The sequence below is a fragment of the Mycobacterium sp. RTGN6 genome (assembly GCF_033804605.1).
In the GTDB taxonomy this organism is placed as follows: domain Bacteria; phylum Actinomycetota; class Actinomycetes; order Mycobacteriales; family Mycobacteriaceae; genus Mycobacterium.
Genome location: NZ_JAPZKZ010000006.1, coordinates 389,974 through 416,350 on the forward strand (window position 1 = coordinate 389,974; position 26,377 = coordinate 416,350).

The window sequence follows — 26,377 nt, forward strand, 5'->3', positions numbered from 1 at the left end:
CAGGCAGACTAAGGTATGGCGTCGCGCGGCAGTCCGGATCCGACGAAAACCCGCGAAGTCGTGTCGGCACTGGCGGATTGGCTGCGCGACGGCACCGCACCCGCCCCCGACCGTGCGAGCCTCGGCGAGGCCGTCAGGCTCACCGCGCGAACCCTGGCCGCACAGGCACCAGGCGCGACGGTGGAGCTGAGAGTCCCGCCGTTCGTTGCCGTGCAATGCATTTCGGGGCTGACGCACACCAGGGGCAATCCTCCGAACGTCGTCGAGACGGAGCCCCGCACCTGGTTGCTGCTCGCGACCGGCCTGCTGACGCTGTCGGACGCAGTCACCGACGGGTCACTGCGGCTGTCGGGGGCGCGTGCCGCGGAGCTCGCCGACTGGCTGCCGGTCGTCGGGCTGGCGAAATGAATGCCCGCCGCCCGGCGTTGACTATTCCGTCGACACCGTCGTTCGATTCCCCGTACGAAGGTTCGAGCCCGTAGACTGAGCAACGTCACCCAACGCCCCCAGGGAGCAGCCACTGTGACTGTCGAGCCGCCTGACGACGACCCGAAGGAAGAATGTGGCGTCTTTGGCGTCTGGGCACCCGGTGAGCAGGTGGCGAAGCTCACTTACTACGGGCTCTATGCGCTGCAACACCGTGGCCAGGAAGCGGCGGGCATCGCCGTAGCCGACGGCTCCCAGGTGCTGGTGTTCAAGGATCTCGGCCTGGTCAGCCAGGTATTCGACGAGCCGACGCTGGCCGCGATGGAGGGCCACGTCGCCATCGGGCACTGCCGCTACTCGACCACCGGCTCCACCACGTGGGAGAACGCGCAGCCGGTGTTCCGCAACACCGCGGCCGGTACCGGCGTTGCGCTCGGCCACAACGGCAACCTCGTCAACGCCACCGAACTGGCGGCGCGGGCACGCGACGCGGGCCTCATCAACACCCGTGGCGCCCCAGCGGCCACCACCGACTCCGACATCCTCGGCGCGCTGCTGGCCCACGGCGCCGCCGACTCCACCCTGGAACAGGCCGCCCTCGACCTGCTGCCGACGGTGCGTGGCGCGTTCTGCCTCACCTGGATGGACGAGAACACGCTGTACGCCGCACGCGACCCGCACGGCGTGCGGCCGCTGTCGCTCGGCCGGCTCGACCGCGGCTGGGTCGTCGCCTCCGAGACCGCCGCACTCGACATCGTGGGCGCGTCGTTCGTGCGCGACATCGAACCGGGCGAGCTGCTGGCCATCGACGCCGACGGTGTGCGGTCCACTCGCTTCGCCAACCCCACCCCCAAGGGCTGCGTGTTCGAGTACGTCTACCTTGCCCGGCCGGACAGCATCATCGGCGGGCGGTCCGTACACGCCACCCGCCTCGAGATCGGCCGACGCCTTGCCAGTGAGAAGCCCGTCGAGGCCGACCTCGTCATCGGCGTCCCGGAGTCGGGCACCCCGGCCGCCGTCGGCTACGCCCAGGGCTCCGGCATCCCTTACGGCCAGGGCCTGATGAAGAACGCCTACGTGGGGCGCACGTTCATTCAGCCGTCGCAGACCATCCGCCAGCTGGGCATCCGGCTGAAGCTCAACCCGCTCAAGGAAGTCATCCGCGGGAAGCGGTTGATCGTGGTCGACGACTCGATCGTGCGCGGCAACACCCAGCGCGCGCTCATCCGGATGCTGCGCGAGGCGGGTGCGCTCGAGGTGCACGTCCGGATCGCGTCACCGCCGGTGAGGTGGCCGTGCTTCTACGGCATCGACTTCGCCACGCCGGCCGAGCTCATCGCCAACGCGGCCAGCATCGGTGCCGACGAGGAGGACATGGTCGAGGGCGTGCGGCGGGCCATCGGTGCCGACTCGCTCGGCTACATCAGCCTGCAGGGCATGGTCGCCGCCACCGAACAGCCCGCGACGCGGCTCTGCATGGCGTGCTTCGACGGCAACTACCCCATCGAACTGCCCGGCGAGAGCTCGCTCGGCAAGAACGTCATCGAGCACATGCTGGCCAACGCGGCCCGCACCGGAGTGCCGGTGGCAGACAACGACAACGCCTCCGCGTTGCGCAGGCCCTGAAACCTATTCGAAGTCGCAGCCCGGGTTCGGAACGTCGGTGGCCAGCGGTCCGCCCGCAGGCTCGATGTAGCTGATCCACATCACCAGGGGGTCCGGGCCGAGGTTGCGGCCCAGGTGCACGTGGTTGGGCCCGGTGGCCTCGGTCACCGGGCTGCCCGTCGGGTAGACGCCGTCGACCGAGCAATCCGCGGCGTAGTGGGTCAACTCGCCCTCCCGGATCACGCCATAGACCCGCCCCGCGTGCCAGTGCCAGCCGGTGCTGCCGCCCGGCGCGATGGTGATCTCCTTGGTGACGAAGTCCTGTCCGTCGGATGTTGCCTGGGACAGGATTTCGGACTGGACGTCGATGCCGGGGGTGGCACCGGCCGTCGCGACCGACCCCGCCGCGAGCATCATGACGGTGGCGACGGTCGTGGCAAACGCGCGAAGTCCGTTCATCAGCGCAGCGTGTCATATGGACGGCGGCCGCGGGCGCAGACGGTGCAAAACCTCCTTGACCGGTGGCGCGTGCAACACCGCCGCGCAGACCGGTACCCTTGGGCGCGATGAGCGACGGTAAGCGAACCGAACGTGCCGGCGCCTCCTATGCATCGGCCGGCGTGGACATCGAGGCAGGTGATCGTGCCGTCGAACTGTTCAAGCCACTGGCCAAGAAGGCGACGCGACCCGAGGTGCGTGGCGGGCTAGGAGGCTTCGCCGGACTCTTCGCGTTGCGCAGCGGCTACCGCGAACCCCTGCTCGCGGCGTCGACCGACGGCGTCGGCACCAAGCTGGCCATCGCCCAAGCCATGGACAAGCACGACACCGTCGGTCTTGACCTCGTCGCCATGGTGGTCGACGACCTCGTCGTCTGCGGAGCCGAGCCGCTGTTCCTGCAGGACTACATCGCCGTCGGCCGCACGGTGCCCGAGCGCGTCGCCGAGATCGTCGGGGGCATCGCCGAGGGGTGCGCGCTGGCGGGCTGCGCACTGCTCGGCGGCGAAACGGCCGAACACCCCGGCCTGATGGCGCCTGATCACTACGACATCTCCGCGACGGGTGTCGGCGTCGTCGAGGCCGACGACGTCCTTGGCCCCGAACGCGTGAAGCCCGGCGACGTGATCATCGCCATGGCCTCCACCGGCCTGCACTCGAACGGGTACTCGCTGGCCCGCAAGGTGCTGCTCGAGATCGACCGCGGCAACCTGGCCGGACACGTCGAGGAGTTCGGTCGCACCCTCGGCGAGGAGCTACTGGAGCCCACCAGGATCTACGCCAAGGATTGCCTCGCGCTGACCGCCGAGACGCAGGTCCGCACGTTCTGTCACGTCACGGGCGGCGGGTTGGAAGGCAATCTCGAGCGCGTCATCCCCAACGGGCTCGTCGCGGAGATGGACCGCGGAACATGGACGCCAGCACCGATTTTCGCCATGATCGGCCAGCGTGGCCGCATCGAGCGCGCCGAAATGGACAAGACGTTCAACATGGGCATCGGCATGGTCGCGGTGGTCGCGCAAGAAGACACCGACCGTGCGCTGGCGATCCTGACCGCCCGCCATCTCGACTGCTGGACGCTGGGCGCCGTCAAGAAGAGCAAGAAGGGCGAGCCTCGCACCCGGCTCGTCGGGCAGCACCCGCGATTCTGATCAGGCTGCGCCACGGCTACGGACGGGCCCGCCTACAGGTCGTCAGCGACGCCAGTCGTCTTCAGTCCAGTCGTCCGGGGAGTCATCGGCTACATGGGTGCCGTTGAGATCGGTGGGAGCGTGCGACAGCTCGCGTTGCAACTCCGTGAAATCAGTCTGCGGTGAGCTGTACTTGAGCTCACGCGCAACCTTGGTCTGCTTTGCCTTTGCTCGGCCGCGGCCCATGGGGGACCCCCTCGCGCAATAACGGAGCGGCCCGATGTTCAGGCGGCTCCGATCTGAGTGTGTTTATTGTCCTGCCAACACCTTACCGTGCCCCGCAGCCTCGCGCTGGCAGGCCCGCCCAGCGTCGGCCGGACCCGGTCTCTCACCGCTTTTCGCCGCGTAGGCGCTGGATGGCCACCCGTCCGGCGCCGACCACGTCCGACGGCGGCAGCGAATCGGCGTCGATGACGGCGGCCACCTCCGCTTCGCCACCCGTGGTCAGCGAGGTGTCGGCGGGCAGTCCACGTTTGAGCAGGGCCAGCGCGATGGGCCCGAGGTCGACGTGGTCGACGACGGTGCCGAGCCGTCCGACCGCCTTGCCGTCGCTGAGCACCGGGTCGCCGGTGACGGGCCGGTCCGAAGAGCCGTCCAGGTGCAGCAAGACCAACATGCGAGGCGGCTTGCCCACGTTGTGGACGCGGGCGACGGTCTCCTGCCCGCGGTAACACCCTTTGTTCAGGTGCACCGCGCCCTCGCCAGGGCCGCCGATCCACCCCAGTTCGTGGGGGATGGTCCGTTCGTCGGTGTCGACGCCGAGGCGTGGCCGCAGTGCCTCCACGCGCAGCGCCTCGTACGCCCACACCCCAGCTGGTCGAACACCCGCGGCGATCAGCCGTTCACGCACGTCGGCGACCGCCTCACGCGGCACTACGACGTCGAGCCCCGAACCGCCCAGCTTGCGCACGAAACCCCCGCCTACCAGCGGAACCGCACTCCACGCGGCTGGTGGTGCGTCCAGCCCGAGCGCCTCGAGCACGGCTGCGTCGTCGCTTCCAGGACCGAGCAGCGACAGCACCGCAAGCTCGGCGGGCTCGACGGTGACGTCGGCGCGGAACACCATCTTGCGCAGATAGGCCAGCAACGGCTCGCCCCGCGACGCCTCGGTGTCCAGCACGGTGACGCCGTCGAGCTGCGTCTGGACCCAGTGATCTTCGACACGGCCCTGCCCGTCCAGGTTCAGATTCTCGACGACCGCCCCGTCGGGAAGTTCGCTGACGTGCTGCGTGGAGATGGTGTGCAGCCAGCTGTGCCGGTCGGCGCCGGTCAGCTGCAGCACCGCACGGTGCGAGCGGTCGACCAAGGCGACGGCGTCGGCGGCGGCGCGCTGCTCGCCGAATGGATCGCCGTAGTGCCAGACGGCGCCGGCGTCGGGACCGTGTTGAGGTGCGGGAACTGCAGACATGACTCAACTCTACGGAGCCCGAGCCCGATACGATCCTGCCCCATGGCGAGCGGACGCGAGTTCGTCGTCGCGCTCGACGGGCGGGTGCTCGGGCCCGACGCGCCGTTCGTGTGCGCCGACGACCCGGTATTCAGCCGCGGCGACGGGGTGTTCGAGACGCTGCTGCTGCGCGACGGCAGGCCAGCTCTGCTCGACGCGCATCTGGCGCGGCTGAGCGACTCCGCCGCGCTCACCGGGTTACCCGCGCCCGACGTCCATGCGCTGCGCGGTGCGGTGGCGACGGCGGCGACGACGTGGGGCGACGACGGTGAGGCCGTGCTGCGGCTCGTCCACGGACGTGGCCGCGCGGGCGCGACAGTCGCGTTCGTCGCGGTGTCGCCGGTCCCTGAACGGGTCGCAGAGGCTCGCCGCGACGGGGTGTCCGCGATGACGCTGGACCGTGGCGGACCGACCTGCGCCGCGCCGTGGGCGTTGACGGGCGCGAAGTCGTCGTCGTATGCACGCAACGCCGCGGCGTTGCGGCACGCCGAGCGGCTCGGGTTCGGCGACGTCGTGTTCCGTAGCGCCGACGGGTTCGTGCTCGAGGGTCCGCGCTCGTCGGTCATCATCGCTTCCGGCGGCGTGCTGGTGACGCCACCGACGTCGCTGCCGATTCTGCCGGGCACCACCGTGGCCGCCCTGTTCGACGTGGCGCGCCGGCACGGCACGCGATGCGAACAGGCGATGATGTCGATCACTGATCTCGTTGCTGCCCAAGGCGTTTGGCTGATGTCCAGCGTCACCCTGGTTGCTCGAGTGCACACGCTCGACGGCACCCCGCTGCCACCCGCACCGATGGCCGCCGAAGTGACCTCGCTCGTCGACGCGGCCGTGGCGGGCGGACCCTGAAGCGCATAGCGAAAATCGGTTGTCGGGCCCCAGCTTCGGGAGTACGGTCGCTCGTACACGTGGAAGGAGGTGGTCCGACAAGTTGATTGACTTATGGACATGTGAGGTGGCTGCCCGCTAGCAGCACCGGGAGTATTCGTTGCTCTACGTGCGGATGACCCGCGCGCGCTGGCGAATTCCCTGCAGTCACCCGGCCCCCGAGCCCCTTGGTTTGTCCAACCAGGTACCAAGGCTCGGGGGCCGCTCCATGTTTGGGGGAGGTCGGCTACCCGGGTCCCGGCGCCTTGTCCGCGCACGCCTGCTGCGCCTGCGTCCAGGTCTGCTCGTCGACGCCTGGCGGCGCGACCGGACCCATGGGTGGCGTCGGCACCCCGTGCTCGGCCAGGCACGCGGCGTACGCGCCGTGCCCGGTGACGGGTTGACTGGAGGACGGTGCCGGTGCGTCATCGGGTGAGCCGCACGCGCTCAGTAGTGCCGCGGCGGCAAAACCGGCCGCGAGAAGTCGACGTCGCACTAGCCGACGAACCGGGCCAGCCGCGCGGACAGATGCGGCACCAGGCCGCCGTCGGCGTCAACGCGTTCCTCGACATAGGCCAGATCGCCGCCGTCGACGATTCCGTACAGCCGCTTGGCCCCGCCGACGAGCGCACCCGACTTGCTGCGGGCCAATGCGTCGGTGGCCAGCTCCCACGACGACAGGTTCAGCGGGTAACCGTAGAAGAGTTCGACGTAGCCGCTGGAGTGCGCAAGAAGCAGTTCGATGGCCTGCGACTCACCCGGGTCGCTCGGGTCGTTGACGAAGCGCCAGAAGCCCGTCTCGCGCAGCCCTGGTGCCTCGTAGTCACCCGAGTCGTTCAGCCGCCAGGTCCGGGATTCCCAGTTGAGGTAGTCGCCGCCGTCGTGGGACACCACGATCTGCTGGCCGAACCGGTAGTCGCCATGGGCGCCCCGGCCTTCGCCCTCGCCGCGCCACACGCCGACGAGCGGCAGCAGCGCGAGCAGCGCGTCGCTGAGGTTGACGCCCTCGCGCAGATTGGCGGTGTCGGTGGGCAGCGGCAGGTCGTCGAAGGCCGGGAGATTGCGGGCCGACGTCACCTTCGCGCGTTCGGCGGCAGCTGCCACCGCCTCGTCACCCGAGGTCGGGAATGCCGGATCGGCTGCGGCGTCCTCGGACGTCACTGGTCGTCGGTGATCAGCCGGTACACGGCGTACAGCGCGAACCAGGTGATGACGACGACGGCCGCCACGAGCATGATCTCGAAGAAGAGCACCACGCCCGAGAGTCTAACCGGCGCTCCGGCTTAAGCGACCTTGACGTCGACCTCGTGGATGCCCGCACCCGACGGCGCGACGCTGGCATCGCCGTTGCCCGCGGGCGACAGCGCGCGCAGCGTCCACGTGCCCGGCGCGGCGAAGAACCGGAAGTCACCGGTAGCCGACGCAACGACCTCCGCGGTGAACTCGTCGCTGGAGTCGAGCAGCCGCACGAACGCCCCGCCGACGGACTGGCCGGAGCCGTCCACGACGCGGCCCGTGATGACCGTCTCCTTCTCGAGGTCAACGTTGGCGGGCAACGCAATTCCTTGTTTCGGTGCAGAGCACATAATCAACTTCCCAACTCGATCGGGGCGCCCACCAGGGAGCCGTATTCGGTCCAACTGCCGTCGTAGTTCTTGACGTTTTCGTGGCCCAGCAGCTCCTGCAGCACGAACCAGGTGTGCGAGGAGCGCTCGCCGATGCGGCAGTAGGCGATGGTCTCCTTCTGTCCGTCCAGACCGGCCTCGGCGTACAGCTTGGTGAGGTCGTCGTCGGACTTGAAGGTCCCGTCCTCGTTGGCGGCCTTGCTCCACGGGACGTTGATGGCACCGGGGATGTGGCCGGGCCGCTGGCTCTGCTCCTGCGGCAGGTGCGCGGGCGCGAGGATCTTGCCGGAGAACTCGTCGGGAGAGCGCACGTCGACGAGGTTCTTGGCGCCGATGGCGGCGATGACCTCGTCGCGGAACGCGCGGATGCTGAGGTCCGGCGCCTGCGCGGAGTAGGAAGTCGAGGCACGGTCGGGCACGTCCGTGACCAGTGGGCGCCCGTCGAGCTCCCACTTCTTGCGGCCGCCGTCGAGCAGCTTGACGTTCTCGTGCCCGTACAGCTTGAAGTACCAGTACGCGTACGCGGCGAACCAGTTGTTGTTGCCGCCGTAGAGGATCACGGTGTCGTCGTTGCCGATGCCCTTGTCCGACAGCAGCTTCGAGAACTGCTGGGCATCGACGAAGTCGCGCTTGACCTGGTCCTGCAGTTCGGTCTTCCAGTCGAGCCTGACGGCGCCGGAAATGTGACCGCCTTCGTAGGCCGACGTGTCCTCGTCGACCTCGACGAAGACGGTGCTGGGTGCGTCGAGATTGCTCTCGGCCCAGTCGGTGGTGACCAGGACGTCGGAGCGTGCCATGGACGAAATCCTTTCGATTGCTTTGTTTTTGAGAGTCAGGCGGGGGACGGAACCCGGCGCAGGCGTGCGACGAGCGGGTAAAGCTGGCAGCCAAGGCAGATGCCGAAGGCCGCGTTGAGGAAGGCTGCGACCATGGCGAACGCCGTCGCCGTCAGCCCGAGTGCGGTCCATCCGAGTGCGAAGCCGACGGTGCCGGCCACGGCGAAGAGGAAACCCACGAACTGCGCGAACTTCAGGGGCGGAACGGGCTCCTTCTCGGTCACCGGACCGAGTCGGGGAGCGACGAACGTCGCGAAGATCCGGCCGTAGGGCTGCTTGCGCGGACCGCCGTACGCGCCGATGGCGAACACCACGGCCTGCAATCCGAGGATGACGGCGGCCGCGACCGAACTGAATGCCGCTGCGGCGAGCGTCGCCAGGATGGCACCGGTGCTGAGCCATGCGCTGAAACGCGGCCCGCGGACGTCGACCTGGTCTGGTCCGGTGGTGTTGCTCGACATGAGAATGCTCCTGTTGTTGTCAACGACAGATCGTGGCGCAGGCCACAGGGGGCTGCTCCGAGCGCGGCGTTTAAGGACGCGGCTAACTCAGCAGCTACGACAACAACAGCAACAACCCGCGACGCGGCACAGATCGACTGTGCGGCGCTTGGTGAGCACGAGCTCGAGGCGGGCGGACACGTCGGACAGCTTACCCAATGACATGGCTATCCGGCCAATAGCGGTTCGAGGGCCGAACGCAGGTCAGCGGCATTCGGCACTCCGCTGACGCGATACCGCGGGCGCCCGTCGGCGCCGAAGACGATCGTCGTCGGCAGGGACAGCACCGAAAGTCGCTTCGCCTGCTCCGGATGGGCATCCATGTCGAGCTCGACGTGGGCCACCCCTGGCAGCTCCTTGCACACCTGGTCGACGACCCGCCGGACCGCCGCACACGGACCGCACCAGTCGGCACTGAAGTGCAGGACGGTGGGGCCGCTGGTGGACAGGCCCAGGTCGGTCGTATCGACGTCGGCAGCTGCGGCGGCGTCACGCAGCATCCCGGACCGGAGCGTGACGAGACGCCCAATGATGTAGGCGATGCCCAGTGCGGCGACGGTCACCGCGAGAACGGCGACGGCGGATGAGCTCATGACTGTCTGAACCCCCCAAGGGGCACGGTTACTCCCTCGGTGATTCCCTCGATGATGAGGTCGGAGCCCCTGGCGCCCTCGCTGGTCGGCGCGAGCCCGAACGGCAGCTTAAGGCCGGGGATGGTGGTGCTGAAGGCCGCCAGCACCGCGGGCTGTTGTCGTTCGGGTACTTCCTGGTCGGCCGTCCCCGCCCCCATCAGCACCCCAGTGGCGGTGACGATGAGCGTGGTCCGATCGGGCCCGGCGACGTCGAGGTCGACCGACACGCTGACCTTCTCATCGAAGCCCGCCGACGTCGGAGTGCCCGTGAAGACGAGTCCCTTGTTCGCAGAGATGCCCGACTCAGTGGTTCCGCCCGTGGGGTCGTTGGTCTCCTTCGGCGGGGCCTCGACGAGCAGGTCCTTGATGTCCATGTAGCGGCCGACATGCGTCGAGTCCACGATGATGCGGCTCTCCAGTTTGCCGACGGGCAGTGTCGCGTCGTAGTCGACGAGCCACGACGTATCCCGGAGGTCGACCGAGTGCATGGTGGACTCCAGCGAGACCTTGCCAACGACGGGGTGGGCGACGCCGCCCGCGCGAAGCTCGACCTCGTTGTACTCGTGCCGCATGGCCTGCGTGGCGAACGGGAAGCCGAGGATGCTGACCCAGGGGTCGAAGCCCAGGTCATTGGCGGTGCGGGCACTGCGCGCCCAGTGGTACTCGGCGTAGATGGCGGCCCCGAAGTCGGCGCCCGCAGCGGCCACCACCAGCGTCGTCACCGTCGCGACGAGTCCGATCAGCAGCTTGCGCACCTGCACATTCTGGCGCACTGGGTTCGGGGGCCTCCGCTCAGCGCGGCTAATTAGCAGGTAGCACGCTATCGTTAGTCCATCGTTGGTCGGTAACGGCCACGTGTCAGCCATGAATCTGGGAGATGACCTGACATCGACGTCGACGTCTGATCCTCTTCCCGGGGCGTCCTGGAGGACCCGTTGGACCTATTACTACTGACCGTCGATCCGCACCCCGAGTCAGTACTGCCTTCGCTGGCACTGCTCGCCCACAATGTGCGGTCTGCGCCGACCGAGGTGTCGTCGCTCTTGGAGGCGGGTACCGCGGACGTCGCGATCGTCGACGCACGTACGGATCTCGCCGCCGCCCGCGGACTCTGTCGGCTGCTCGGGACCACGGGGACGTCGGTCCCGGTGGTGGCCGTGGTCAACGAAGGCGGCCTCGTCGCCGTGAACGTCGACTGGGGACTCGACGAGATCCTGCTGCCCAGTACCGGCCCGGCTGAGATCGATGCCCGGTTGCGGCTGCTGGTCGGACGGCGCGGGGGAGTCGCCGATCAGGAGAACGTCGGCAAGGTCAGCCTCGGCGAATTGGTGATCGACGAGGGCACCTACACGGCGAGGCTGCGTGGCCGCCCGCTCGACCTGACTTACAAGGAATTCGAACTGCTGAAGTACCTCGCGCAACACGCAGGGCGGGTCTTCACCAGAGCGCAACTGCTGCAAGAGGTTTGGGGTTACGACTTCTTCGGTGGCACGCGTACCGTCGACGTTCACGTGCGGCGACTTCGGGCCAAGCTCGGACCCGAATACGAATCGCTGATCGGCACCGTGCGCAATGTCGGCTACAAGGCCGTACGACCCGCGCGGGGCAGGCCGTCCCCGGCGGGTGTCGAGGTGTCCGAGGAGTTCGACGACGACGGTTACACCGACGCGCCCGAAGGCCTCTCCGACGTGCTGAACGACCCGCTTCACAGTCAGTGACCGAGCTCGGCTGGCGGACCGCGCTCTCGGACGCCGACCAGCGCGTGATTCGCGACGTCATCACCGCGGCGGCCGACCATGACGGCGTCGCACCCGTCGGGGACCAGGTGCTTCGCGAGCTGCCCCACGACCGCACCAGGCACCTGGTGGCGCAGGACGCCGGTGCGGTGGTCGGCTACCTCAACCTGGTGCCCGCGACGTCGGAGTCACCCGCGATGGCCGAGGCCGTGGTGCACCCAGCGACGCGCCGCCACGGCGTCGGCGCCGCCCTGATCCGCACGGGGCTCGCCGAAGGCGGTGCAGGCGCACGCGTCTGGGCCCACGGTGACCTCGAGTCCGCGCGAGCGACGGCCGCCAGCCTCGAGCTCGTCGCCGCGCGCGAACTGCTGCAGATGCGGCGCAACCTGACCGAGCTTCCCGCGGTGACGGAGGCTGCGGGTACGTTGCTGCGCACCTACGCCGGTTCCGAGGACGACGACGAACTGCTACGGGTCAACAACGCTGCCTTCGCGTGGCACCCCGAACAGAGCGGTTGGACGGAGCGCGACCTCGCCGAGCGGCGCGGCGAAGCGTGGTTCGACGCCGCCGGGCTGTTCCTGGCGACCGACGCGGGCTCCGGAAGGCTGCTCGGCTTTCACTGGACCAAGGTCCATGGGAGTGGTCTTGGCGAGGTGTACGTCGTCGGTGTCGACCCGGCCGCACAGGGCCGCGGCGTCGGCCGGCTGCTGACGTTGGTGGGCCTGCACTACCTCGCGGAGCGGCTGGGCCCCGAGGCGACCGTGATGCTTTACGTCGAGGCAAATAACTCGGCTGCCGTCAAGACGTACAAAGCGCTGAGTTTCGACGTCGCTAGTAGGGACGTCGCGTACACCACGCGTTAGCGCCTCAGCTGTGAAGCCGCTGAGCCTGTTCACCTTTCGTTCACTTTTCGTCCCCAAACCGTCCACCAGGGGCGAATACGTTGCCGGAGAGTCTGAAGCCAGTCAACCGAAAGTGGGATAAGTGAAGCTCAATCGCTTTGGCAAGGTGTTTGGTACGACGCTGTCTGCGACTGCCATCGCCGCCCTGACGCTGACCGCGTGTGGCAGCGACAACAACGCCGGAACCTCGTCCAGCGCCGCCTCCGGAACCAGCGCAGCGGCGTCCGCCGCGGACTGCGGCGGCAAGACCTCGCTCACCGCCGAGGGTTCGACGGCCCAGCAGAACGCCATCGCCGAGTTCAACAAGGTGTGGGGTCAGGTCTGCTCGGGCAAGACGCTGGCGTACAACCCGACCGGTTCGGGTGCGGGCATTGACCAGTTCATCGCCAAGCAGGTCGACATCGCCGGCTCCGACTCGGCGCTGAAGGACGACCAGGTGACCAAGGCCGCAGAACGCTGCGGCGGCAACGAGGCGTGGAACCTGCCGCTGGTCTTCGGTCCGGTGGCGCTGGCCTACAGCATCGAGGGTGTCGACAAGCTCGTCGTCAACGGCGACGTGCTAGCCAAGATCTTCCAGGGCGAGATCAAGAAGTGGAACGACCCGGCCATCGCCGCGCTCAACAGCGGCGCCACCCTCCCGGACGCGGACATCAAGCCGATCTACCGTTCGGACTCGTCGGGCACCACCGACAACTTCCAGAAGTACCTGGGCGCCGCAGCGCCTGCGGCGTGGACCAAGGGCGCCGGCAAGGAGTTCCAGGGCGGTGCGGGCGAGGGTGCCCAGAAGTCTTCGGGCGTCGTGCAGGCCATTCAGGCCACCCCGGGCTCGATCGGCTACGTCGAGAAGGGCTTCGCCCAGCAGGCCGGCCTCAAGTACGCCCAGATCGACAGCGGCGCGGGTGCCGTCGAGCTGACCGACGAGACCACCGGGAAGGCCGTCGACACCGCCAAGTTCAAGGGTGAGGGCAATGACCTCACGCTCGATCTGAACGCGCTGTACGCCAGCAAGGAAGCCGGCTCCTACCCTCTGATGCTGGCCACCTACGAGATCGTTTGCTCGAAGGGCTACGACGCCGACACGGCAGCAGCCGTGAAGTCGTTCCTGACGGTGGCGGCGAACCAGGGCCAGGCAAACCTGTCGGCGGCGGGCTACGTGCCGCTTCCCGACGCATTCAAGACGCGTCTGCTCAAGTCCGTCGACGCAATCGCTTAGTCATCTAGCGCGACAGGACGATAACGGTGAGGATGGGGTCCGGACCGAATGACCGATAGGGTCTCCGACGGGATAGCAGTGACGACACCAAATCCAACCGGCGCGGGGTCGGGTGAAGTAATCGCTTCACCCTTCCCCGAGCCGGACCCCATACCCACCAACCCCTCCAAGGGTGCCAAGGTCAGGCTCGGAGACAAGATCTTCCGCGGGCTCGCGGAGGGCTCCGGCATCCTGATCGTCGTCCTCATCGCGGCGATCGGGGTGTTCCTCCTCATGCGCGCCATCCCGGCGTTGGCGCGCAATGAGGAGAACTTCTTCACCTACGGCGGCAACTGGATCACCACCGACACGTCGGCGATGCACTTCGGCATCTTCGACCTGCTCCAGGTGACGGTCTTCGTCTCGGTGTTCGCCTTGGTCTTGGCGATGCCGGTGGCGTTGGGCATCGCGATCTTCCTGACGCAGTACTCGCCCCGGCGGCTGGCGGGCCCGTTGGCCTACATGGTCGACCTGCTCGCTGCGGTGCCGTCGATCGTCTACGGCGTGTGGGGCCTCTACGTGCTGGCCCCTGTGCTCAAGCCGGTTGCGCTCTGGCTGAACGAGAACCTGGGCTGGTTGTTCCTGTTCTCGACGGGCAACGCGTCGGTCGCGGGCGGTGGCACCATCTTCACCGCTGGGATCGTGCTCGCGGTGATGATCCTGCCGATCATCACCGCGGTCACCCGTGAGGTTTTCGTGCAGACGCCGCGGGGTCAGATCGAGGCCGCGCTGGCGCTCGGCGCGACCCGGTGGGAAGTCGTCCGCACCACGGTGCTGCCGTTCGGTCTGTCGGGCTACGTCAGCGGTTCGATGCTCGGCCTCGGCCGCGCGTTGGGTGAAACCATCGCCCTGCTGATCATCCTGCGCGGCACCCAGACCGCGTTCGGTTGGTCGCTGTTCGACGGTGGTTACACCTTCGCCAGCAAGATCGCCGCTACGGCAAGCGAATTCAACGACCAGTACAAGGCGGGCGCCTACATCGCGGCCGGCCTGGTGCTGTTCATCCTCACGTTCGTGGTGAACTCGCTGGCCCGGGCCGCGGTCGCCGGAAGGGGCGCGAAATCATGACGTCGACCTTGGACCAACCGGTCAAGGCGCCCACCTTCCAGGGCGTCAGTGCGCGCCGCAAGATCACCAACAACGCCGCCACCGTGCTGGTGTCGGTGTCCGTGTTGATCGCCTTGGTGCCGCTGATCTGGGTGCTGTATTCGGTGATCACCAAGGGCTTCGCGGCCATCGCCTCGGCGGAGTGGTTCACCAACTCGCAGTCCGGCATGACGGCGTTCGCGGCCGGCGGCGGCGTTTACCACGCGCTTATCGGCACGCTGCTGCAAGGCTTGGTGTGCGCGGTCATCTCGATTCCGATCGGCGTCTTCGTGGCGGTGTACCTCGTCGAGTACGGCGGCGGCACGCGGCTCGGCAAGCTCACCACGTTCATGGTGGACATCCTCACCGGTGTCCCGTCCATCGTCGCCGGGTTGTTCATCTACGCGCTGTGGGTGGCCACGCTTGGCTTCGAGCGTTCGGGCTTCGCGGTGTCGTTGGCCTTGGTGCTGCTGATGATTCCGGTCATCGTGCGGGCCACCGAGGAGATGCTCCGCATCGTCCCGATGGACCTGCGCGAAGCGAGTTATGCGCTGGGCGTGCCCAAGTGGAAGACCATCATGCGCATCGTCATCCCGACGGCGTTGTCGGGCATCGTCACCGGCATCATGCTCGCGCTCGCGCGAGTGATGGGCGAGACGGCGCCGCTGCTGATCCTGGTTGGTTACGCCGCGGCGATGAACTTCGACATGTTCGGCGGCTTCATGGGTTCGCTGCCCGGCATGATGTACGACCAGATCTCGGCGGGTGCCGGTGCGAACCCGGTGCCCACGGACCGGTTGTGGGGTGCGGCACTGACGCTGGTCCTGCTGATCGCCATCCTCAACATCGCGGCTCGCATGGTCGCAAAGATCTTTTCCCCCAAGAAGGTTTAGGAGTCTGCCGTGGCCAAGCGCCTCGATCTCAAGGACGTCAACATCTACTACGGCTCCTTCCACGCCGTGGCCGACGTTGCACTGTCGGTTCAGCCGCGCAGCGTCACCGCGTTCATCGGCCCTTCGGGCTGCGGTAAGTCGACCGTGCTGCGCACGCTCAACCGCATGCACGAGGTCATCCCCGGCGCGCGCGTCGAGGGTTCGGTGCTGCTCGACGGCGATGACATCTACGGTGCCGGCGTCGACCCGGTGGGCGTCCGCAAGACCATCGGCATGGTGTTCCAGCGGCCGAATCCCTTCCCCACCATGTCGATTCGCGACAACGTGGTCGCCGGGCTGAAGCTTCAGGGCGTGCGGAGCAAGAAGACGCTCGACGAGGTCGCGGAGCAGTCGCTGAAGGGTGCCAACCTCTGGAACGAGGTCAAGGACCGGCTCGAGAAGCCGGGCGGCGGGCTTTCCGGTGGTCAGCAGCAACGGCTCTGCATCGCCAGGGCCATTGCCGTCCAGCCGGACGTGCTGCTGATGGACGAGCCGTGCTCGGCGCTGGATCCGATCTCGACGCTCGCCATCGAGGACCTCATCTCGGAGCTGAAGCAGGACTTCACGATCGTCATCGTCACGCACAACATGCAGCAAGCCGCGCGGGTGAGCGATCAGACGGCGTTCTTCAATCTCGAGGCCACCGGCAAGCCGGGCAAGCTGGTCGAGATCGACGACACCGAGACGATCTTCTCCAACCCGAACCAGAAGGCCACGGAGGACTACATCTCCGGCCGCTTCGGCTAGGGATTTCGGCGCGGTTTCGCCCGCTCAGCGTCCGTAACCGCGCCGAAATCGCCTAGGGCGTCAGTACCACTCGCGTTCCCGAGGGCTCCGCGGCCGTCCACGCCGCGGCGACGTCGGCCAGGGGCCGTGCCAGCGTGCGCAACTGCAGTGTGCCTGTGGCCACCATGTCAAACAGCCGCGGCAGTGCTTCGGCGCGCGCCCGGACCAGCACTTCGGGCGGGACGCTGCCGATCCCGACGCCTGACATGACGATGCCGGTGCCCCGCAGGATCCCCGCGGCGAGGTCCATCGTGGGGCCGGCCATCGAGCCGATCTGGACGAACCGGGTGCGGTGGAAGTGCGCCGCCGGATGGCTGGAGCTCAACGCCTCGAGCACCGCTTGAGCCGGTTCGCCCCATAGGTAGTCCAGCACTGCGTCCAACGGGCGCTCGGCGTGCAATGCGGCCACCCAGGCGGCGAGGTCGTCGCGGCCCAGCGCGATCGCGTCGTCGGCTCCGACCGTGCGCAACCAGTCCAGCCGGGCCTCGTCGCGGCCGACCACCACCACCTTCCCCGCGTCGAAGACCGAACCGGCCAACTGGACCGCCATCGAGCCCGTGACCCCGGTGGCGCCAAGCACCAGCACGTGGTCGCCCGGCTGCAGTGCCGCGGCGTGCTCGAGCGCCATCCACGCCGAGACACCAGGATTCGGCACTGCGGCCGCGGTGACGGAGTCGACGTCGTCGGGCACCGCGAACACACCGTGCGGACTGATCAGCGTGCGCTCGGCCATCATGCCGTGGGGGGCCACCGCCCCTGTGTACACCCGGCGACCGTCCTCGAGCCGGGCCACGCCGTCGACGCCGGGAACGGCAGGAAGACGTAATTCCTTGCTGGCGTAGTGTTTTCCGGACACCAGGCCGCGGGTGAGGTTGGTGAGTGCCGACGCCTCGACCTCGGCCACCACGGCTCCGTCGCGAGCCTGCGGGTCGGGGATTTCGGTGTAAACCGGCGTCGCACCCCACGTGTCGACCACTGCTGCCTTCATGGCGCATTCCTTCGTTCGTCATTTGGTTTCTCTGGAAACAATGTACGACGAGGCGTGGCCGATGGCAAGATGGTTTCCGTGAAAACCAAGTCGGCCCTGATAGCGGACCTGAACCAATTGGTCGGCGCCGTTGGCGACAAGTTCGAAGCCGACGAGGACGGTGATGCCGAGCGCGACTTCATGGTGAAGCGCTGTCCTCCGCGGCTCGAGGACGCCATCCGGTCGCTGCCCACGCTGTCGATGCACCTGCTCGCCCACCTGGCGGACGGCCCGGTCAGCGTGGTCGGGCTGGCGGCCAGGGCGGCGCAACTGAAGGGCACCGTCTCCAAGCACGTTCAGCGACTCGTCGAGGCCGGTCTGGTGGCGCGCACCCCGCTTGCCGGCAACCGCAAGGAGGTCGAACTCAGCCTGACGTCCGATGGCGAGCTGGTGGTGGAAGCGCACCGGCAACTGCATGGCGAGATGGCGCAGGGGTTACATGACTTCCTGCAGCGCTACACGAACGCCGAGCTAGACGTGCTGGTCAAGGTGCTGCGCGACCTCGTGAACGCCCGCAAGGTCGGCGTGCGGCTGGTGCCCGACCGCTAGTTGGGCGCCGGGATCACCTCGTCGTCGGGGAGCTTGCCCGTCACCTGGAAGATGACGCGCCGCGCCACCTCGACGGCGTGGTCGGCGAAACGCTCGTAGAAGCGGCTCAGCAGTGTCACGTCGACGGCCGCGGTGACGCCGTGCTTCCACTCGCGGTCCATCAGCACGCTGAAGAGGTGGCGGTGGAGGTCGTCCATCGCGTCGTCCTCTTCGCGAATCCGGGCGGCCTTGTCGGGATCGCGGGTGAGCAACACCTCTTGCGCGCTGTTGCCCAATTCGACTGCGACACGGCCCATTTCGGCGAAGTAGCCGTTGACTTCCTCGGGCAGCGTGTGCTGTGGGTGACGCCGCCGCGCGATCTTGGCGACGTGCAGCGCGAGCGCGCCCATCCGGTCGACGTCGGCGACGATCTGGATCGAGCTGACGATGGCGCGCAGGTCGCCGGCCACCGGGGCCTGGAGTGCCAGCAGGACGAACGCGGCCTCCTCGGCGCGGGCGCTTGCCGCCGCGATCTGCTCGTGGTCGGTGATGACCTGTTCGGCGAGCACCAGATCGGCCTGCAGCAGCGCCTGAGTCGCGCGCTCCATGGCGACCCCGGCGAGTCCGCACATGTCGCCAAGCTGGTCGTTGAGAGCAGCCAGTTGCTCGTGGTAAGCGGTTCGCATGGGCCAAGCCTACGGGGTGGTGATCAAGATCGTCACGACGTCACGGGTGAACGAAAGGTGAATGCCACCTGCCACGATGGCGGTCGGAGGCGCTACTCGCAGGTGGTGTCGGCGGCGTTGGTGACGGTCAGATCCTCCGGCAGGTGCGTCGGCTCGCTGCTGGTGCCCTTCACCACGTGAACCTGGATCGGCGAACCGCTCGGCGATGGTGACCCGACCGAGTAGAAGTCGGAACCGAGCACCACCCGGACCTCGTCGCCCAGCCCCGTGATCCGCTCGATGGTCGGGTTGGTGAACGCCGACGCCACGGTGGCGGCGGCCTCCTCATTGCCCGCGGTGAAGAACACGGTCGTGGAGTCCAGCGGGCCGGGGTAGTCGTCGGGCTCGACGACGTTGAAGCCGTGGTTCTGCAGTTCGCTCGCGGCGGTCGACGCCAAGCCGTCCTCGCCCGTCGAGTTCGACACGCGCACGGTGACGGCGCCGGGGTCGGTGGTGACCGCATCCACCAACTCGCCGTTCGCGTCGACGGGAGCCGGTTGGGAGGTGGTGGACTCGGGCGTCCCGGGGACCGGGGTGTTGTCCGCGTTCTTCTCCTCGGGCAGCGGGTCGTCGTTGATGATCGCGTCGAAAAGCCCGCGCATGTCTTCGGTGCGGGGCGTCTCGTTGCCGTACTCGTCGGCGTACCCGACGGTGGGCACCGTCACGAACGTGATGCGGCCCGCGTTGACGCCCTGGACGGACTGTCCGAGGTCGACGAGGTCCTTCGTCTGGATGTTGTCGACGTAGCTGTCGTTGATGAACATGTTGACGACGTTGTTCAGCTTGCTGAGCGAGAAGAAGGTGTCCTTGGAGATCAGCGACCGCAGCAGCGACGAGAGGAACAGCTGCTGGCGCTTGATGCGGCCATAGTCGCCGTTGGTCTCGGTGGTGACCTGCCTGGCGCGCACGTACTGCAATGCCGTGTGGCCGTCGATGGTCTGCCTGCCCGCGTTGGGCAGCACCGTGCCCAGCTCGTAGTCCTCGAGCGGTGTCGTGCTGCAGACCTCGACGCCGCCAAGCGCGTCGACCATCGTGGCGAAACCGGCGAAGTCGACCGCCATGAACCGATTGATCGAAAGTCCCGACATCTTCTGGATCACCTTCACCAGACACTTCGGCCCGCCGACGGCGTACGCGGAGTTCAGCTTGGTCTCGGTGTATACCTCGTCCAGCCCGTAGCTCGCGGACTCCTCGTCGGTGATGGGCCCGTACGCGCCCGTCGTCGGATCCCACGGCTCGCACTCGATGGGCGTGATGGCCAGGTCGCGCGGAAATGACACTGCCACAACGCGTTTCCGGTTCGCCGGGATGTTGACGAGCATGATGGTGTCCGACCGCGCGCCCGCGGCGTCGTCGGTGGTTCCGGCACCCATGTCGGCGTTCTGGCCGATCCGGCTGTCGACGCCGACGATGAGGAAGTTCTCGTCGCCGAACTGGGCGTTGGGGTCGAGGATGTCGCGCGAGTTGAGGTCAAGCGCGGAGACCTTGTTCAGGCTCCGGTTCTTCATCGACTGCCACTGCCAGGCCGAGCCGGTCATGGCGACCGCGAGCACGGCGAGCAGGGCTGCGGCCACCCGCCCGATGATCACGGCGGTGTGGCGGCTGCGGTGCGGCTCCTGATGGTGCTCCGGCGCGCCCGCGATCCTGGCTGGCCGCGTGGGAGGCCGCCTGGCCGCCGAAAGGTCCGGTACGTCGGACGCGTGCGCGGGCAGCGCCAGCATGACGTCGGTGGCGGGGTCGTGGTCGTAGTCGGCCGCGGAGGGGGCTGGCGTGGCCGGAGGGCGTGGCGGGGGAACCCGGTGTTGCGCCGGTTCGTGCGACGGCTCGGGGGGCCGCTTGTCCTGCGGCGGGACGCCCGAGACCTTGGCGATCAGGTCGGCGACGGTGATGCCGTCGGCGTGGCTGCCTGATGGCTCTGCGTCGGTCGGTGCGGGACGTTCGTGGTCGGGTCGCCGTTCCCACGGCGCGGCGGCTGGCATCGGCGCCGGTGATCGGGTAAGCCAGTGATTGTCGTCACCGTCACCCGGCGGACGAGGCGGTCGACGGCCGGGAGTGGCGTTATCGCCGTCACTCATTTCCTACCGGCCTCCGACTCGAGGGGCTGTCGTGCACCGGGGGATGGGCATCCCCGGCACGGGATGGATAGCGTGCTACCTGTTCTTGTAGCAGCACGCGGCGTGACTCCGCTACTCGAAGCCCGTTCGATGGAGCTTCATCGTACTGAGCCTTCCTGAGAAGCTTCCAGTCCAGGGAAGCGTCAGAGGCATATCGGTATCGCGACGAATTAGCCCCCGGAGTGCATGACGTCGGCCCCGGCGGGGACCGTGCAGTCGTCCGGATCGCTCAGCCAGCCGTCGGGCAACGCCACCGACGCGGGCGATCCCTGACGTCCCCGCGGCCCCTCGGCGGCGCGGGGAAAGGGCACGTCGCCGTCCAGCTGGACCAGCAACTGGTCGAGCTCCGCGAGTGTCTTGACCAGGGCTAACGCCCTGCGCAGGTCGGCGCCGGCAGGAAAGCCGTGCAGGTACCAGGCGACGTGCTTGCGCATCTCGCGCATGCCCTTGTCCTCGCCGAAGTGGCCGGCGAGCAACTCGCCGTGTCGTCGGATGATGTCGGCGACCTCGCCCAGGGTCGGGGGGGTCGCGGGCTCGCTACCGGAGAACGCCGCCGACAACTCGGCGAACAGCCACGGCCTGCCCAGGCAGCCGCGGCCAATGACGACTCCGTCACACCCGGTGGCTTTCATCATGGCCCGTGCGTCGTCGGCGTCGAAGATGTCGCCGTTTCCGAGCACGGGGATGGTCGTGACGTGTTGCTTCAAGCGCGCGATCTGGTCCCAGTCGGCCTTGCCGGAGTACCGCTGCGCTGCGGTGCGGGCGTGCAATGCGACGGCCGCGGCGCCTTCCTGTTCGGCGATGTGGCCCGCGTCGAGGTGGGTGTGGTGGGCGTCGTCGATGCCGATGCGGAACTTGACCGTCACGGGGATCGCGGTGCCCTCGACGCCGCGCACGGCGGCCTCCACGATTTGGCCGAACAGGCGCCGCTTGAACGGGATCGCGGCACCGCCGCCGCGCCGGGTCACCTTGGGCACCGGGCAGCCGAAGTTCATGTCGATGTGGTCGGCCATGCCCTCGTCGGCGATCATCCGAGCCGCGGCGAACGTGGTCTCGGGATCGACGGTATACAGCTGCAGCGAGCGCGGCGACTCGTCGGCCGCGAACGTGGTCATGTGCATGGTGACCGGGTGGCGCTCGACAAGCGCTCGGGCCGTGACCATTTCGCAGACGTACAGCCCGCTGATGGTGCCAGCGCGGGCCAGCTCGAGCTCGCGGCACAACGTCCGGAACGCGACGTTCGTCACGCCCGCCATGGGCGCCAGCACGACCGGGCTGCGCAACGCGATCGGCCCGATCCTCAGGGATCGGGCCGTCTCGCTTGGGGCTGGGGCTAGGACGGTGCCGATGACGACACCAACAGGTTCTTCATGGCCTTCTTCTCGGCCACCTTCTTCTCGCGTTCGAGGCGACGCACCTTGGCGATCTCGAACTTCTCGCAGGTGTCCTCGAGCTCCTCGACCAGCTTGCCGAGGTCGTCGCGCATCTCGGCGGCCTCGCCGGTGAAGTCCTCGCGCTCGAAGATGCGCCACTTCTTCAGCACCGGCATCACGACGTCGTCGAGGTGGATCCGGGGGTCGTAGACGCCGCCGACGGCGATGATGACTGCCTTGCGGCGGAACTCGGGCACCGTGTAGCCGGGCATCTTGAAGTTGCGCAGCACGCGGTGCAGCGACTGCATCGCCTGGTTGGGGGCGATGTCAATGCCGGCGGCGCTGACGTCGCGGTAGAAGATCATGTGCAGGTTCTCGTCGGCCGAGACGCGGCCGAGGAGCTGGTCGGCGACGGTTTCGTTGCAGGCCTTGCCGGTGTTGCGGTGCGAGACACGCGTGGCGAGCTCCTGGAACGTCACGTAGATGACGGAGTCGAACAGGCTCTCGGCGAACATGTCGCCCTGCTGGTTCTGACCCGGCGAGAAGCCGCGGGTCACCTGCTCGACGCGGAGCTCCTCGAGCTCGATGGGGTCGATGGAGCGGGTGACGAGGAGATAGTCGCGCAGCGCGATACCGTGCCGGTTCTCCTCGGCCGTCCAGCGGTTGACCCACCAGCCCCACGGGCCGTCCATGCCGAAGTTCATCGCGATCTCGCGGTGATACGACGGCAGGTTGTCCTCGGTGAGCAGGTTCTGCAGCATGGCCACCTGGGCGACTTCCGACAGCTTCGACTGCTCGGGATCCCAGTCCTGGCCGCCGAGGGCATAGAAGTTCTTGCCGTCGGACCACGGGATGTAGTCGTGCGGATTCCAGTCCTTGCGCATTGACAAGTGCCGGTTGATGTTCTGTTCGACGACGGGCTCCAGTTCGCGCAGGAGCTGTATGTCGGTCAAGTCGGACGACATGGACCCTCCGAGTTATCTGTGCCTGGTGGTTGCACGCAATATATCTGTGTACCTCGGTGACATTCAAGTCTGGACGGAGCGTGTCACGTCTCATTCACGTCTCAACAGTGAAATTTCATGCCCAGTTACCGCTACTATCCACGTAGGCAAACGCCCGCCCAGCAAACCGTCGGCGCCTAGCGCCCGGGAAGGACGCACAGTCGTGAAGAAACTCTTGGTGCTCGGTGTTGGTGCGATGGGCGCGGGGGCGGTGGCGCTTTCCCTGCTGGGTGCGGCAACCGCGAGTGCAGATGACCAGGTAGTGGGCCAGACGTTCAAGGATGCGAAGTCCGCGTTGGCTCAGCAGGGCATGGGCGTGGTCGTCGCCACGACCGTCGGCGACCGCAAGGACTGGGACAACTGCATCGTCACCAGCGCCTCGAGGGCCTCGTTCAACGATTCGTCGGGCAACTCCACCGGCAACAACATGTTGGTGAACCTGAACTGCTACGCGAAGTACGCCACGAAGGTGTGGCCGGGCTTCTCGATGGCCAGCCCCGAGGGCCAGAAGATCTACCAGGCAGACCTGGCTGCGAAGAAGCAGCGCGAAGCCGAAGCAGCCGCCGCCAAGGCCCAGGCCGAAGAAGATGCGCTTGCTGCAACCGACGCTCAGCAAGCTGGCGAGTAACCAGCGGATTAACTAGACCTTTCCTCCTCCTGTGAGCGAGTCACAGGAGTGATGCGCCGTCGTCTGGACGGCGGTACTATCCCCGCGAGCGAGGCATTCTCGACCCGCGGACAGATAGGGCCATACGTGAAGAAGCTCATCGTTGTTGGTTCCGGCGCCATTGGTGCGCTGGCGTTGTCAACCCTGCTTGGGGGTGGCGTTGCCGCGGCGGATGACTATGCCGGTCAGACGTACTCGGACGCGTCGTCGGCGGCTAGCGACGCCGGTGCGTCGGTGGTCGTGGCGTCCCGGGTTGGCGACAAGGTCGACGAGGGCGACTGCATGGTCGTCCGCTCGCAGAACGCTCCCTTCGCGAGCGCGAACGACGGCATCCACGTCTCCGACACCGTGCAGTTCTACTTGAACTGCAACGGCGGCTATGCGACCGCAACGACGCCCGGCCCCTCGTTGGCCAGCCCGGCAGGCGCCGCGGCCAAGGCGGCGGCAGACGAGAAGGCGGCCGAGGAAGAGGCCGCGGCACAGCAGAACGAAGCGGACGAGCTGGCTGCGGCCGGCGACACCCCCGGCGAGACCGAGAAGCTCCCCACCGGATAGTTCGCTAGCTGCTCGCGACCCTGCTGAGCAGCATGTCGACGCAATAGTCGATGAACTGCCCGCGGGTCGCGTCCAGCGTTCCGTTCAAGTAGGCGGTGAACAGCGCCGTCAGTGCTCCGACCAGACCCGTCGCCGCCATCGCCTGGGCGGTGGGGTCGGTGTGGCGGGTGAGCTTGTGCTCCACCAGTTCGATGAAGGTCGGAATCCACTCGGAGCCCGACTGCGTCAGCACTGGCTCTCGCTGGGGCGCGATCAGCAGCACGCGCCCACGCGCGGGGTGGTCGACCATCAGCGTGACGAACCGTTCGACGGCGTCCCGCGGATTGGTCGAGGTCTCGAGCGCGGACATGGCCGTGCTGCACACGTTGTCGTACACGGCGCGCACGAATTCGTCGCGGTCGGTGAAGCTTTCGTAGAAGTAGCGTTCGGTGAGGCCCGCGGCCTTGCACACCGCGCGTACGGTCAGCGCGGGCCCGGCCGCTCCGCCGAGTAGGTCGACGCCCGCTGCGACGAGTTCGTCCCTGCGCAGGGTCTGGCGGTCCTGCAGTGGCACGCCCGACCAGCGGCCCCGTCGTTGACCGGAAGACACATGACTCCTAAGCTCACAGTGACAACGCTCGTAGTCAGAATAACTTCTGACACTCAAGGGAAGTTCACCAGTGACTCAAGATACTTCTGAGGTGTGTCCGGTGACCAGCGGATCGGGTGGTGACGACGTGACAGCGGCGGGTTGTCCGGTCGCCCCCGGCGGCTACGACGTGCCGCCGATTCCGCTGGGCCCGGACTCGCTCACGTGGAAGTACTTCGGTGACTGGCGCGGCATGCTCCAGGGTCCGTGGGCCGGTTCGATGCAGAACATGCACCCGCAACTGGGCGCCGCGGTCGAGGAGCACTCAACGTTCTTCCGCGAGCGGTGGCCGCGGCTGTTGCGGTCGCTGTACCCGATCGGCGGCGTCGTGTTCGACACCGACCGGGCCCCGCGGACCGGCGCCGAGGTCCGCGACTATCACGTCACCATCAAGGGCGTCGATGCGCAGGGCCGGCGGTATCACGCGCTGAATCCGGACGTCTTCTACTGGGCGCACTCGACGTTCTTCGTCGGGACGTTGATCGTGGCGGAGCGACTGTGCGGCGGCATCACCGAGGCCGAGAAGCGACAACTGTTCGACGAACACGTCCAGTGGTACTCGATGTACGGCATGAGCATGCGACCGGTGCCGAAGACCTGGGAGGACTTCCAGGAGTATTGGGATCACATGTGCCGCAACGTACTCGAGAACAACTACGCTGCTCGCTCGGTGCTGGATCTCAGCGAGCTGCCCAGGCCGCCGTTCGCCGAGAAGATGCCCGAATGGACCTGGCGCGTGCAGCGCGCGTTCGTGTCGCGCTTCTTCGTGTGGTTCACCGTGGGCCTCTACGACCCCGCCGTCCGCGAACTGATGGGCCATACGTGGTCGGCGCGCGACGAGTGGTTGCACCGACGGTTCGGTCGATTGGTCGGCGCCGGCTTCGCCGTGCTGCCCAAGCGGGCCCGCATGCATCCGCGGGCCAGGGCGGGCTGGGATAGGGCGACGGGTCGCATCCCCGCTGATTCGGCCCTGCCCGAGACTCCGGCCCGCAATCTGCCGCCACTCGACGAGCGGGACAACCCCATGCACTACTGCCCGGCGGGCTGACTAACGAGCGGCGTGGTTGGTCCACATGGAACCGTCGAAGTACCGCCACTGCCAACGGTTCGCGGGATCGGGAAACCAGCCGGCCTGAACCGGGGGATACCGTCCGAATACGCCACGCTGGTCGCCCCATTGGGCGAGCCGGTGCTCGAACTCGGCGCGAGCACGCAGCCCCGCGTGCCGGAACCGTCGCGCGCGTCTGGTCCGACGGATGGCGAGCAGCAGCACGGCGCCCGCCGCGAGTGCCACTGTCAGGTACCAGCCGTCCACGAGCAGCCAGCCCGCGAGGAACACGGCGACGCTCGTGACGACCGGATGACGGCGCCAGAACGGGAGCTGGGCGTGGTAAAGCATCGCTGATGATTCTACGATTCGCCGGAGTCCCAAGCTGTGA

General features: G+C 67.6%; 32 protein-coding genes. 14 read left to right on the forward strand and 18 right to left on the reverse strand.

The genetic code is table 11. The features are described 5' to 3' along the window. Nucleotides 1–15 precede the first annotated feature (15 nt). A complete protein-coding gene (locus SLQ33_RS17525) occupies nucleotides 16–408 on the forward strand; it encodes a sterol carrier family protein (RefSeq protein ID WP_319455102.1) in 393 nt (130 codons plus the stop codon). 114 nt (nucleotides 409–522) lie between these two features. Further along, entirely contained in the window at nucleotides 523–2,052 is a 1,530-nt protein-coding gene (gene purF / locus SLQ33_RS17530; RefSeq protein ID WP_319455103.1) for an amidophosphoribosyltransferase, read from the forward strand. Between the two features lie 3 nt (nucleotides 2,053–2,055). Here the strand turns inward: purF and SLQ33_RS17535 are convergent, their stop codons facing one another. Next, nucleotides 2,056–2,490, reverse strand: a complete 435-nt coding sequence (locus SLQ33_RS17535) for a cupin (protein ID WP_319455104.1) — start codon at nucleotides 2,488–2,490, stop codon at nucleotides 2,056–2,058. Nucleotides 2,491–2,597: 107 nt separating this feature from the next. On the opposite strand from SLQ33_RS17535, the gene purM reads away from it, so the two are divergent. Continuing rightward, nucleotides 2,598–3,677: a phosphoribosylformylglycinamidine cyclo-ligase gene (purM, locus tag SLQ33_RS17540; RefSeq protein ID WP_319455105.1), complete on the forward strand. Its 1,080-nt coding sequence runs from the start codon at nucleotides 2,598–2,600 to the stop codon at nucleotides 3,675–3,677. A gap of 42 nt (nucleotides 3,678–3,719) precedes the next feature. Here the strand turns inward: purM and SLQ33_RS17545 are convergent, their stop codons facing one another. Together SLQ33_RS17545 and SLQ33_RS17550 are read right to left on the reverse strand one after the other, a co-directional pair. Next, entirely contained in the window at nucleotides 3,720–3,902 is a 183-nt protein-coding gene (locus SLQ33_RS17545; protein ID WP_319455106.1) for a DUF3073 domain-containing protein, read from the reverse strand. 142 nt (nucleotides 3,903–4,044) lie between these two features. Beyond that, nucleotides 4,045–5,124 carry a folate-binding protein YgfZ gene (locus tag SLQ33_RS17550; protein ID WP_319455107.1) on the reverse strand — a complete coding sequence of 360 codons (1,080 nt, stop codon included), beginning with the start codon at nucleotides 5,122–5,124 and terminating at the stop codon, nucleotides 4,045–4,047. Between the two features lie 42 nt (nucleotides 5,125–5,166). Between SLQ33_RS17550 and SLQ33_RS17555 the strand changes: the two genes are divergently transcribed. After that, the gene (locus SLQ33_RS17555; protein ID WP_319455108.1) at nucleotides 5,167–6,012 is read left to right on the forward strand and encodes an aminodeoxychorismate lyase; all 846 of its coding nucleotides are present in this window, start codon (nucleotides 5,167–5,169) and stop codon (nucleotides 6,010–6,012) included. A gap of 265 nt (nucleotides 6,013–6,277) precedes the next feature. On the opposite strand, the gene SLQ33_RS17560 is transcribed toward SLQ33_RS17555, so the two are convergent. The 8 genes from SLQ33_RS17560 to lmeA all read right to left on the reverse strand — a co-directional run bounded on the left by SLQ33_RS17560 (nucleotide 6,278) and on the right by lmeA (nucleotide 10,396). Next, nucleotides 6,278–6,526 carry a hypothetical protein gene (locus SLQ33_RS17560; RefSeq protein ID WP_319455109.1) on the reverse strand — a complete coding sequence of 83 codons (249 nt, stop codon included), beginning with the start codon at nucleotides 6,524–6,526 and terminating at the stop codon, nucleotides 6,278–6,280. Beyond that, nucleotides 6,526–7,191 (reverse strand): FABP family protein, encoded by a 666-nt coding sequence (locus SLQ33_RS17565; protein ID WP_319455110.1) that lies wholly within the window; start codon nucleotides 7,189–7,191, stop codon nucleotides 6,526–6,528. Before SLQ33_RS17565 ends, SLQ33_RS17560 begins: the two co-directional genes overlap by 1 nt. A gap of 122 nt (nucleotides 7,192–7,313) precedes the next feature. Then, nucleotides 7,314–7,616, reverse strand: coding sequence for a DUF1416 domain-containing protein (locus tag SLQ33_RS17570; protein ID WP_319455111.1), 303 nt, complete (start codon nucleotides 7,614–7,616; stop codon nucleotides 7,314–7,316). A gap of 2 nt (nucleotides 7,617–7,618) precedes the next feature. After that, on the reverse strand, nucleotides 7,619–8,452 hold the full coding sequence (locus tag SLQ33_RS17575; protein ID WP_319455112.1) for a sulfurtransferase: 834 nt from the start codon (nucleotides 8,450–8,452) through the stop codon (nucleotides 7,619–7,621). A gap of 35 nt (nucleotides 8,453–8,487) precedes the next feature. Next, nucleotides 8,488–8,952: a DUF4395 domain-containing protein gene (locus tag SLQ33_RS17580; RefSeq protein ID WP_319455113.1), complete on the reverse strand. Its 465-nt coding sequence runs from the start codon at nucleotides 8,950–8,952 to the stop codon at nucleotides 8,488–8,490. A gap of 87 nt (nucleotides 8,953–9,039) precedes the next feature. Then, nucleotides 9,040–9,156 carry an Ms5788A family Cys-rich leader peptide gene (locus SLQ33_RS33600; RefSeq protein WP_413467716.1) on the reverse strand — a complete coding sequence of 39 codons (117 nt, stop codon included), beginning with the start codon at nucleotides 9,154–9,156 and terminating at the stop codon, nucleotides 9,040–9,042. Nucleotides 9,157–9,158: 2 nt separating this feature from the next. Continuing rightward, nucleotides 9,159–9,584, reverse strand: coding sequence for a thioredoxin family protein (locus SLQ33_RS17585; protein ID WP_319455114.1), 426 nt, complete (start codon nucleotides 9,582–9,584; stop codon nucleotides 9,159–9,161). Beyond that, on the reverse strand, nucleotides 9,581–10,396 hold the full coding sequence (lmeA, locus tag SLQ33_RS17590; protein ID WP_319455115.1) for a mannan chain length control protein LmeA: 816 nt from the start codon (nucleotides 10,394–10,396) through the stop codon (nucleotides 9,581–9,583). Before lmeA ends, SLQ33_RS17585 begins: the two co-directional genes overlap by 4 nt. Nucleotides 10,397–10,558: 162 nt before the next feature. Here lmeA and SLQ33_RS17595 point away from each other — a divergent pair, with 162 nt between their 5' ends. The 6 genes from SLQ33_RS17595 (at nucleotide 10,559) to pstB (ending at nucleotide 16,278) form a co-directional block, all read left to right on the forward strand. After that, a complete protein-coding gene (locus SLQ33_RS17595) occupies nucleotides 10,559–11,341 on the forward strand; it encodes a response regulator transcription factor (RefSeq protein WP_319455116.1) in 783 nt (260 codons plus the stop codon). Further along, nucleotides 11,338–12,222, forward strand: coding sequence for a mycothiol synthase (gene mshD / locus SLQ33_RS17600; protein ID WP_319455117.1), 885 nt, complete (start codon nucleotides 11,338–11,340; stop codon nucleotides 12,220–12,222). Before SLQ33_RS17595 ends, mshD begins: the two co-directional genes overlap by 4 nt. 121 nt (nucleotides 12,223–12,343) lie before the next feature. Beyond that, the gene (gene pstS / locus SLQ33_RS17605; protein WP_319455118.1) at nucleotides 12,344–13,474 is read left to right on the forward strand and encodes a phosphate ABC transporter substrate-binding protein PstS; all 1,131 of its coding nucleotides are present in this window, start codon (nucleotides 12,344–12,346) and stop codon (nucleotides 13,472–13,474) included. Between the two features lie 48 nt (nucleotides 13,475–13,522). Then, nucleotides 13,523–14,581 carry a phosphate ABC transporter permease subunit PstC gene (pstC, locus tag SLQ33_RS17610; RefSeq protein ID WP_319455119.1) on the forward strand — a complete coding sequence of 353 codons (1,059 nt, stop codon included), beginning with the start codon at nucleotides 13,523–13,525 and terminating at the stop codon, nucleotides 14,579–14,581. Continuing rightward, nucleotides 14,578–15,492, forward strand: coding sequence for a phosphate ABC transporter permease PstA (pstA, locus tag SLQ33_RS17615; RefSeq protein ID WP_319455120.1), 915 nt, complete (start codon nucleotides 14,578–14,580; stop codon nucleotides 15,490–15,492). Before pstC ends, pstA begins: the two co-directional genes overlap by 4 nt. Before the next feature lie 9 nt (nucleotides 15,493–15,501). Further along, nucleotides 15,502–16,278 carry a phosphate ABC transporter ATP-binding protein PstB gene (gene pstB, locus SLQ33_RS17620; RefSeq protein ID WP_319455121.1) on the forward strand — a complete coding sequence of 259 codons (777 nt, stop codon included), beginning with the start codon at nucleotides 15,502–15,504 and terminating at the stop codon, nucleotides 16,276–16,278. Between the two features lie 52 nt (nucleotides 16,279–16,330). Here pstB and SLQ33_RS17625 read toward each other — a convergent pair whose 3' ends face one another. Further along, entirely contained in the window at nucleotides 16,331–17,305 is a 975-nt protein-coding gene (locus SLQ33_RS17625; RefSeq protein WP_319455122.1) for a zinc-binding alcohol dehydrogenase family protein, read from the reverse strand. A gap of 78 nt (nucleotides 17,306–17,383) precedes the next feature. Here SLQ33_RS17625 and SLQ33_RS17630 point away from each other — a divergent pair, with 78 nt between their 5' ends. After that, on the forward strand, nucleotides 17,384–17,893 hold the full coding sequence (locus SLQ33_RS17630) for a MarR family winged helix-turn-helix transcriptional regulator (RefSeq protein ID WP_319455179.1): 510 nt from the start codon (nucleotides 17,384–17,386) through the stop codon (nucleotides 17,891–17,893). Here the strand turns inward: SLQ33_RS17630 and phoU are convergent. The 4 genes from phoU to SLQ33_RS17650 all read right to left on the reverse strand — a co-directional run bounded on the left by phoU (nucleotide 17,890) and on the right by SLQ33_RS17650 (nucleotide 23,049). Then, the gene (gene phoU, locus SLQ33_RS17635; protein ID WP_319455123.1) at nucleotides 17,890–18,558 is read right to left on the reverse strand and encodes a phosphate signaling complex protein PhoU; all 669 of its coding nucleotides are present in this window, start codon (nucleotides 18,556–18,558) and stop codon (nucleotides 17,890–17,892) included. The two genes, SLQ33_RS17630 and phoU, sit on opposite strands and share 4 nt — an antisense overlap. Nucleotides 18,559–18,650: 92 nt before the next feature. Then, nucleotides 18,651–20,672 (reverse strand): LCP family protein, encoded by a 2,022-nt coding sequence (locus SLQ33_RS17640; RefSeq protein WP_319455124.1) that lies wholly within the window; start codon nucleotides 20,670–20,672, stop codon nucleotides 18,651–18,653. A gap of 209 nt (nucleotides 20,673–20,881) precedes the next feature. After that, the gene (dusB, locus tag SLQ33_RS17645; RefSeq protein WP_319455180.1) at nucleotides 20,882–22,060 is read right to left on the reverse strand and encodes a tRNA dihydrouridine synthase DusB; all 1,179 of its coding nucleotides are present in this window, start codon (nucleotides 22,058–22,060) and stop codon (nucleotides 20,882–20,884) included. Continuing rightward, nucleotides 22,045–23,049: an acyl-ACP desaturase gene (locus tag SLQ33_RS17650; protein ID WP_319455125.1), complete on the reverse strand. Its 1,005-nt coding sequence runs from the start codon at nucleotides 23,047–23,049 to the stop codon at nucleotides 22,045–22,047. Before SLQ33_RS17650 ends, dusB begins: the two co-directional genes overlap by 16 nt. Before the next feature lie 202 nt (nucleotides 23,050–23,251). On the opposite strand from SLQ33_RS17650, the gene SLQ33_RS17655 reads away from it, so the two are divergent. Both SLQ33_RS17655 and SLQ33_RS17660 read left to right on the forward strand, forming a co-directional pair. Beyond that, nucleotides 23,252–23,716, forward strand: a complete 465-nt coding sequence (locus tag SLQ33_RS17655) for a hypothetical protein (protein WP_319455126.1) — start codon at nucleotides 23,252–23,254, stop codon at nucleotides 23,714–23,716. Between the two features lie 51 nt (nucleotides 23,717–23,767). Beyond that, nucleotides 23,768–24,310, forward strand: coding sequence for a hypothetical protein (locus tag SLQ33_RS17660; RefSeq protein ID WP_319455127.1), 543 nt, complete (start codon nucleotides 23,768–23,770; stop codon nucleotides 24,308–24,310). Between the two features lie 4 nt (nucleotides 24,311–24,314). Here the strand turns inward: SLQ33_RS17660 and SLQ33_RS17665 are convergent, their stop codons facing one another. Then, on the reverse strand, nucleotides 24,315–24,899 hold the full coding sequence (locus SLQ33_RS17665; protein ID WP_319455128.1) for a TetR/AcrR family transcriptional regulator: 585 nt from the start codon (nucleotides 24,897–24,899) through the stop codon (nucleotides 24,315–24,317). 70 nt (nucleotides 24,900–24,969) lie between these two features. On the opposite strand from SLQ33_RS17665, the gene SLQ33_RS17670 reads away from it, so the two are divergent. Then, a complete protein-coding gene (locus tag SLQ33_RS17670) occupies nucleotides 24,970–25,986 on the forward strand; it encodes an oxygenase MpaB family protein (protein WP_413467717.1) in 1,017 nt (338 codons plus the stop codon). Here the strand turns inward: SLQ33_RS17670 and SLQ33_RS17675 are convergent, their stop codons facing one another. Further along, the gene (locus SLQ33_RS17675; RefSeq protein WP_319455129.1) at nucleotides 25,987–26,337 is read right to left on the reverse strand and encodes a DUF2510 domain-containing protein; all 351 of its coding nucleotides are present in this window, start codon (nucleotides 26,335–26,337) and stop codon (nucleotides 25,987–25,989) included. Between the last annotated feature and the right edge of the window lie 40 nt (nucleotides 26,338–26,377).

Excerpts from the sequence above, each read along its gene's own strand:
- pstA (WP_319455120.1), top strand. The coding sequence starts at position 14,578 with ATGACGTCGACCTTGGACCAACCGGTCAAGGCGCCCACCTTCCAGGGC.
- SLQ33_RS17545 (WP_319455106.1), bottom strand. The coding sequence starts at position 3,902 with ATGGGCCGCGGCCGAGCAAAGGCAAAGCAGACCAAGGTTGCGCGTGAG.
- SLQ33_RS17525 (WP_319455102.1), top strand. The coding sequence starts at position 16 with ATGGCGTCGCGCGGCAGTCCGGATCCGACGAAAACCCGCGAAGTCGTG.
- pstC (WP_319455119.1), top strand. The coding sequence starts at position 13,523 with ATGACCGATAGGGTCTCCGACGGGATAGCAGTGACGACACCAAATCCA.
- SLQ33_RS17555 (WP_319455108.1), top strand. The coding sequence starts at position 5,167 with ATGGCGAGCGGACGCGAGTTCGTCGTCGCGCTCGACGGGCGGGTGCTC.
- SLQ33_RS17575 (WP_319455112.1), bottom strand. The coding sequence starts at position 8,452 with ATGGCACGCTCCGACGTCCTGGTCACCACCGACTGGGCCGAGAGCAAT.
- SLQ33_RS17650 (WP_319455125.1), bottom strand. The coding sequence starts at position 23,049 with ATGTCGTCCGACTTGACCGACATACAGCTCCTGCGCGAACTGGAGCCC.
- SLQ33_RS17660 (WP_319455127.1), top strand. The coding sequence starts at position 23,768 with ATGCGCCGTCGTCTGGACGGCGGTACTATCCCCGCGAGCGAGGCATTC.
- SLQ33_RS33600 (WP_413467716.1), bottom strand. The coding sequence starts at position 9,156 with ATGTCATTGGGTAAGCTGTCCGACGTGTCCGCCCGCCTCGAGCTCGTG.
- SLQ33_RS17640 (WP_319455124.1), bottom strand. The coding sequence starts at position 20,672 with ATGAGTGACGGCGATAACGCCACTCCCGGCCGTCGACCGCCTCGTCCG.
- SLQ33_RS17625 (WP_319455122.1), bottom strand. The coding sequence starts at position 17,305 with ATGAAGGCAGCAGTGGTCGACACGTGGGGTGCGACGCCGGTTTACACC.
- SLQ33_RS17585 (WP_319455114.1), bottom strand. The coding sequence starts at position 9,584 with ATGAGCTCATCCGCCGTCGCCGTTCTCGCGGTGACCGTCGCCGCACTG.
- SLQ33_RS17550 (WP_319455107.1), bottom strand. The coding sequence starts at position 5,124 with ATGTCTGCAGTTCCCGCACCTCAACACGGTCCCGACGCCGGCGCCGTC.
- SLQ33_RS17675 (WP_319455129.1), bottom strand. The coding sequence starts at position 26,337 with ATGCTTTACCACGCCCAGCTCCCGTTCTGGCGCCGTCATCCGGTCGTC.
- phoU (WP_319455123.1), bottom strand. The coding sequence starts at position 18,558 with ATGCGAACCGCTTACCACGAGCAACTGGCTGCTCTCAACGACCAGCTT.
- SLQ33_RS17535 (WP_319455104.1), bottom strand. The coding sequence starts at position 2,490 with ATGAACGGACTTCGCGCGTTTGCCACGACCGTCGCCACCGTCATGATG.
- SLQ33_RS17570 (WP_319455111.1), bottom strand. The coding sequence starts at position 7,616 with ATGTGCTCTGCACCGAAACAAGGAATTGCGTTGCCCGCCAACGTTGAC.
- SLQ33_RS17580 (WP_319455113.1), bottom strand. The coding sequence starts at position 8,952 with ATGTCGAGCAACACCACCGGACCAGACCAGGTCGACGTCCGCGGGCCG.
- purM (WP_319455105.1), top strand. The coding sequence starts at position 2,598 with ATGAGCGACGGTAAGCGAACCGAACGTGCCGGCGCCTCCTATGCATCG.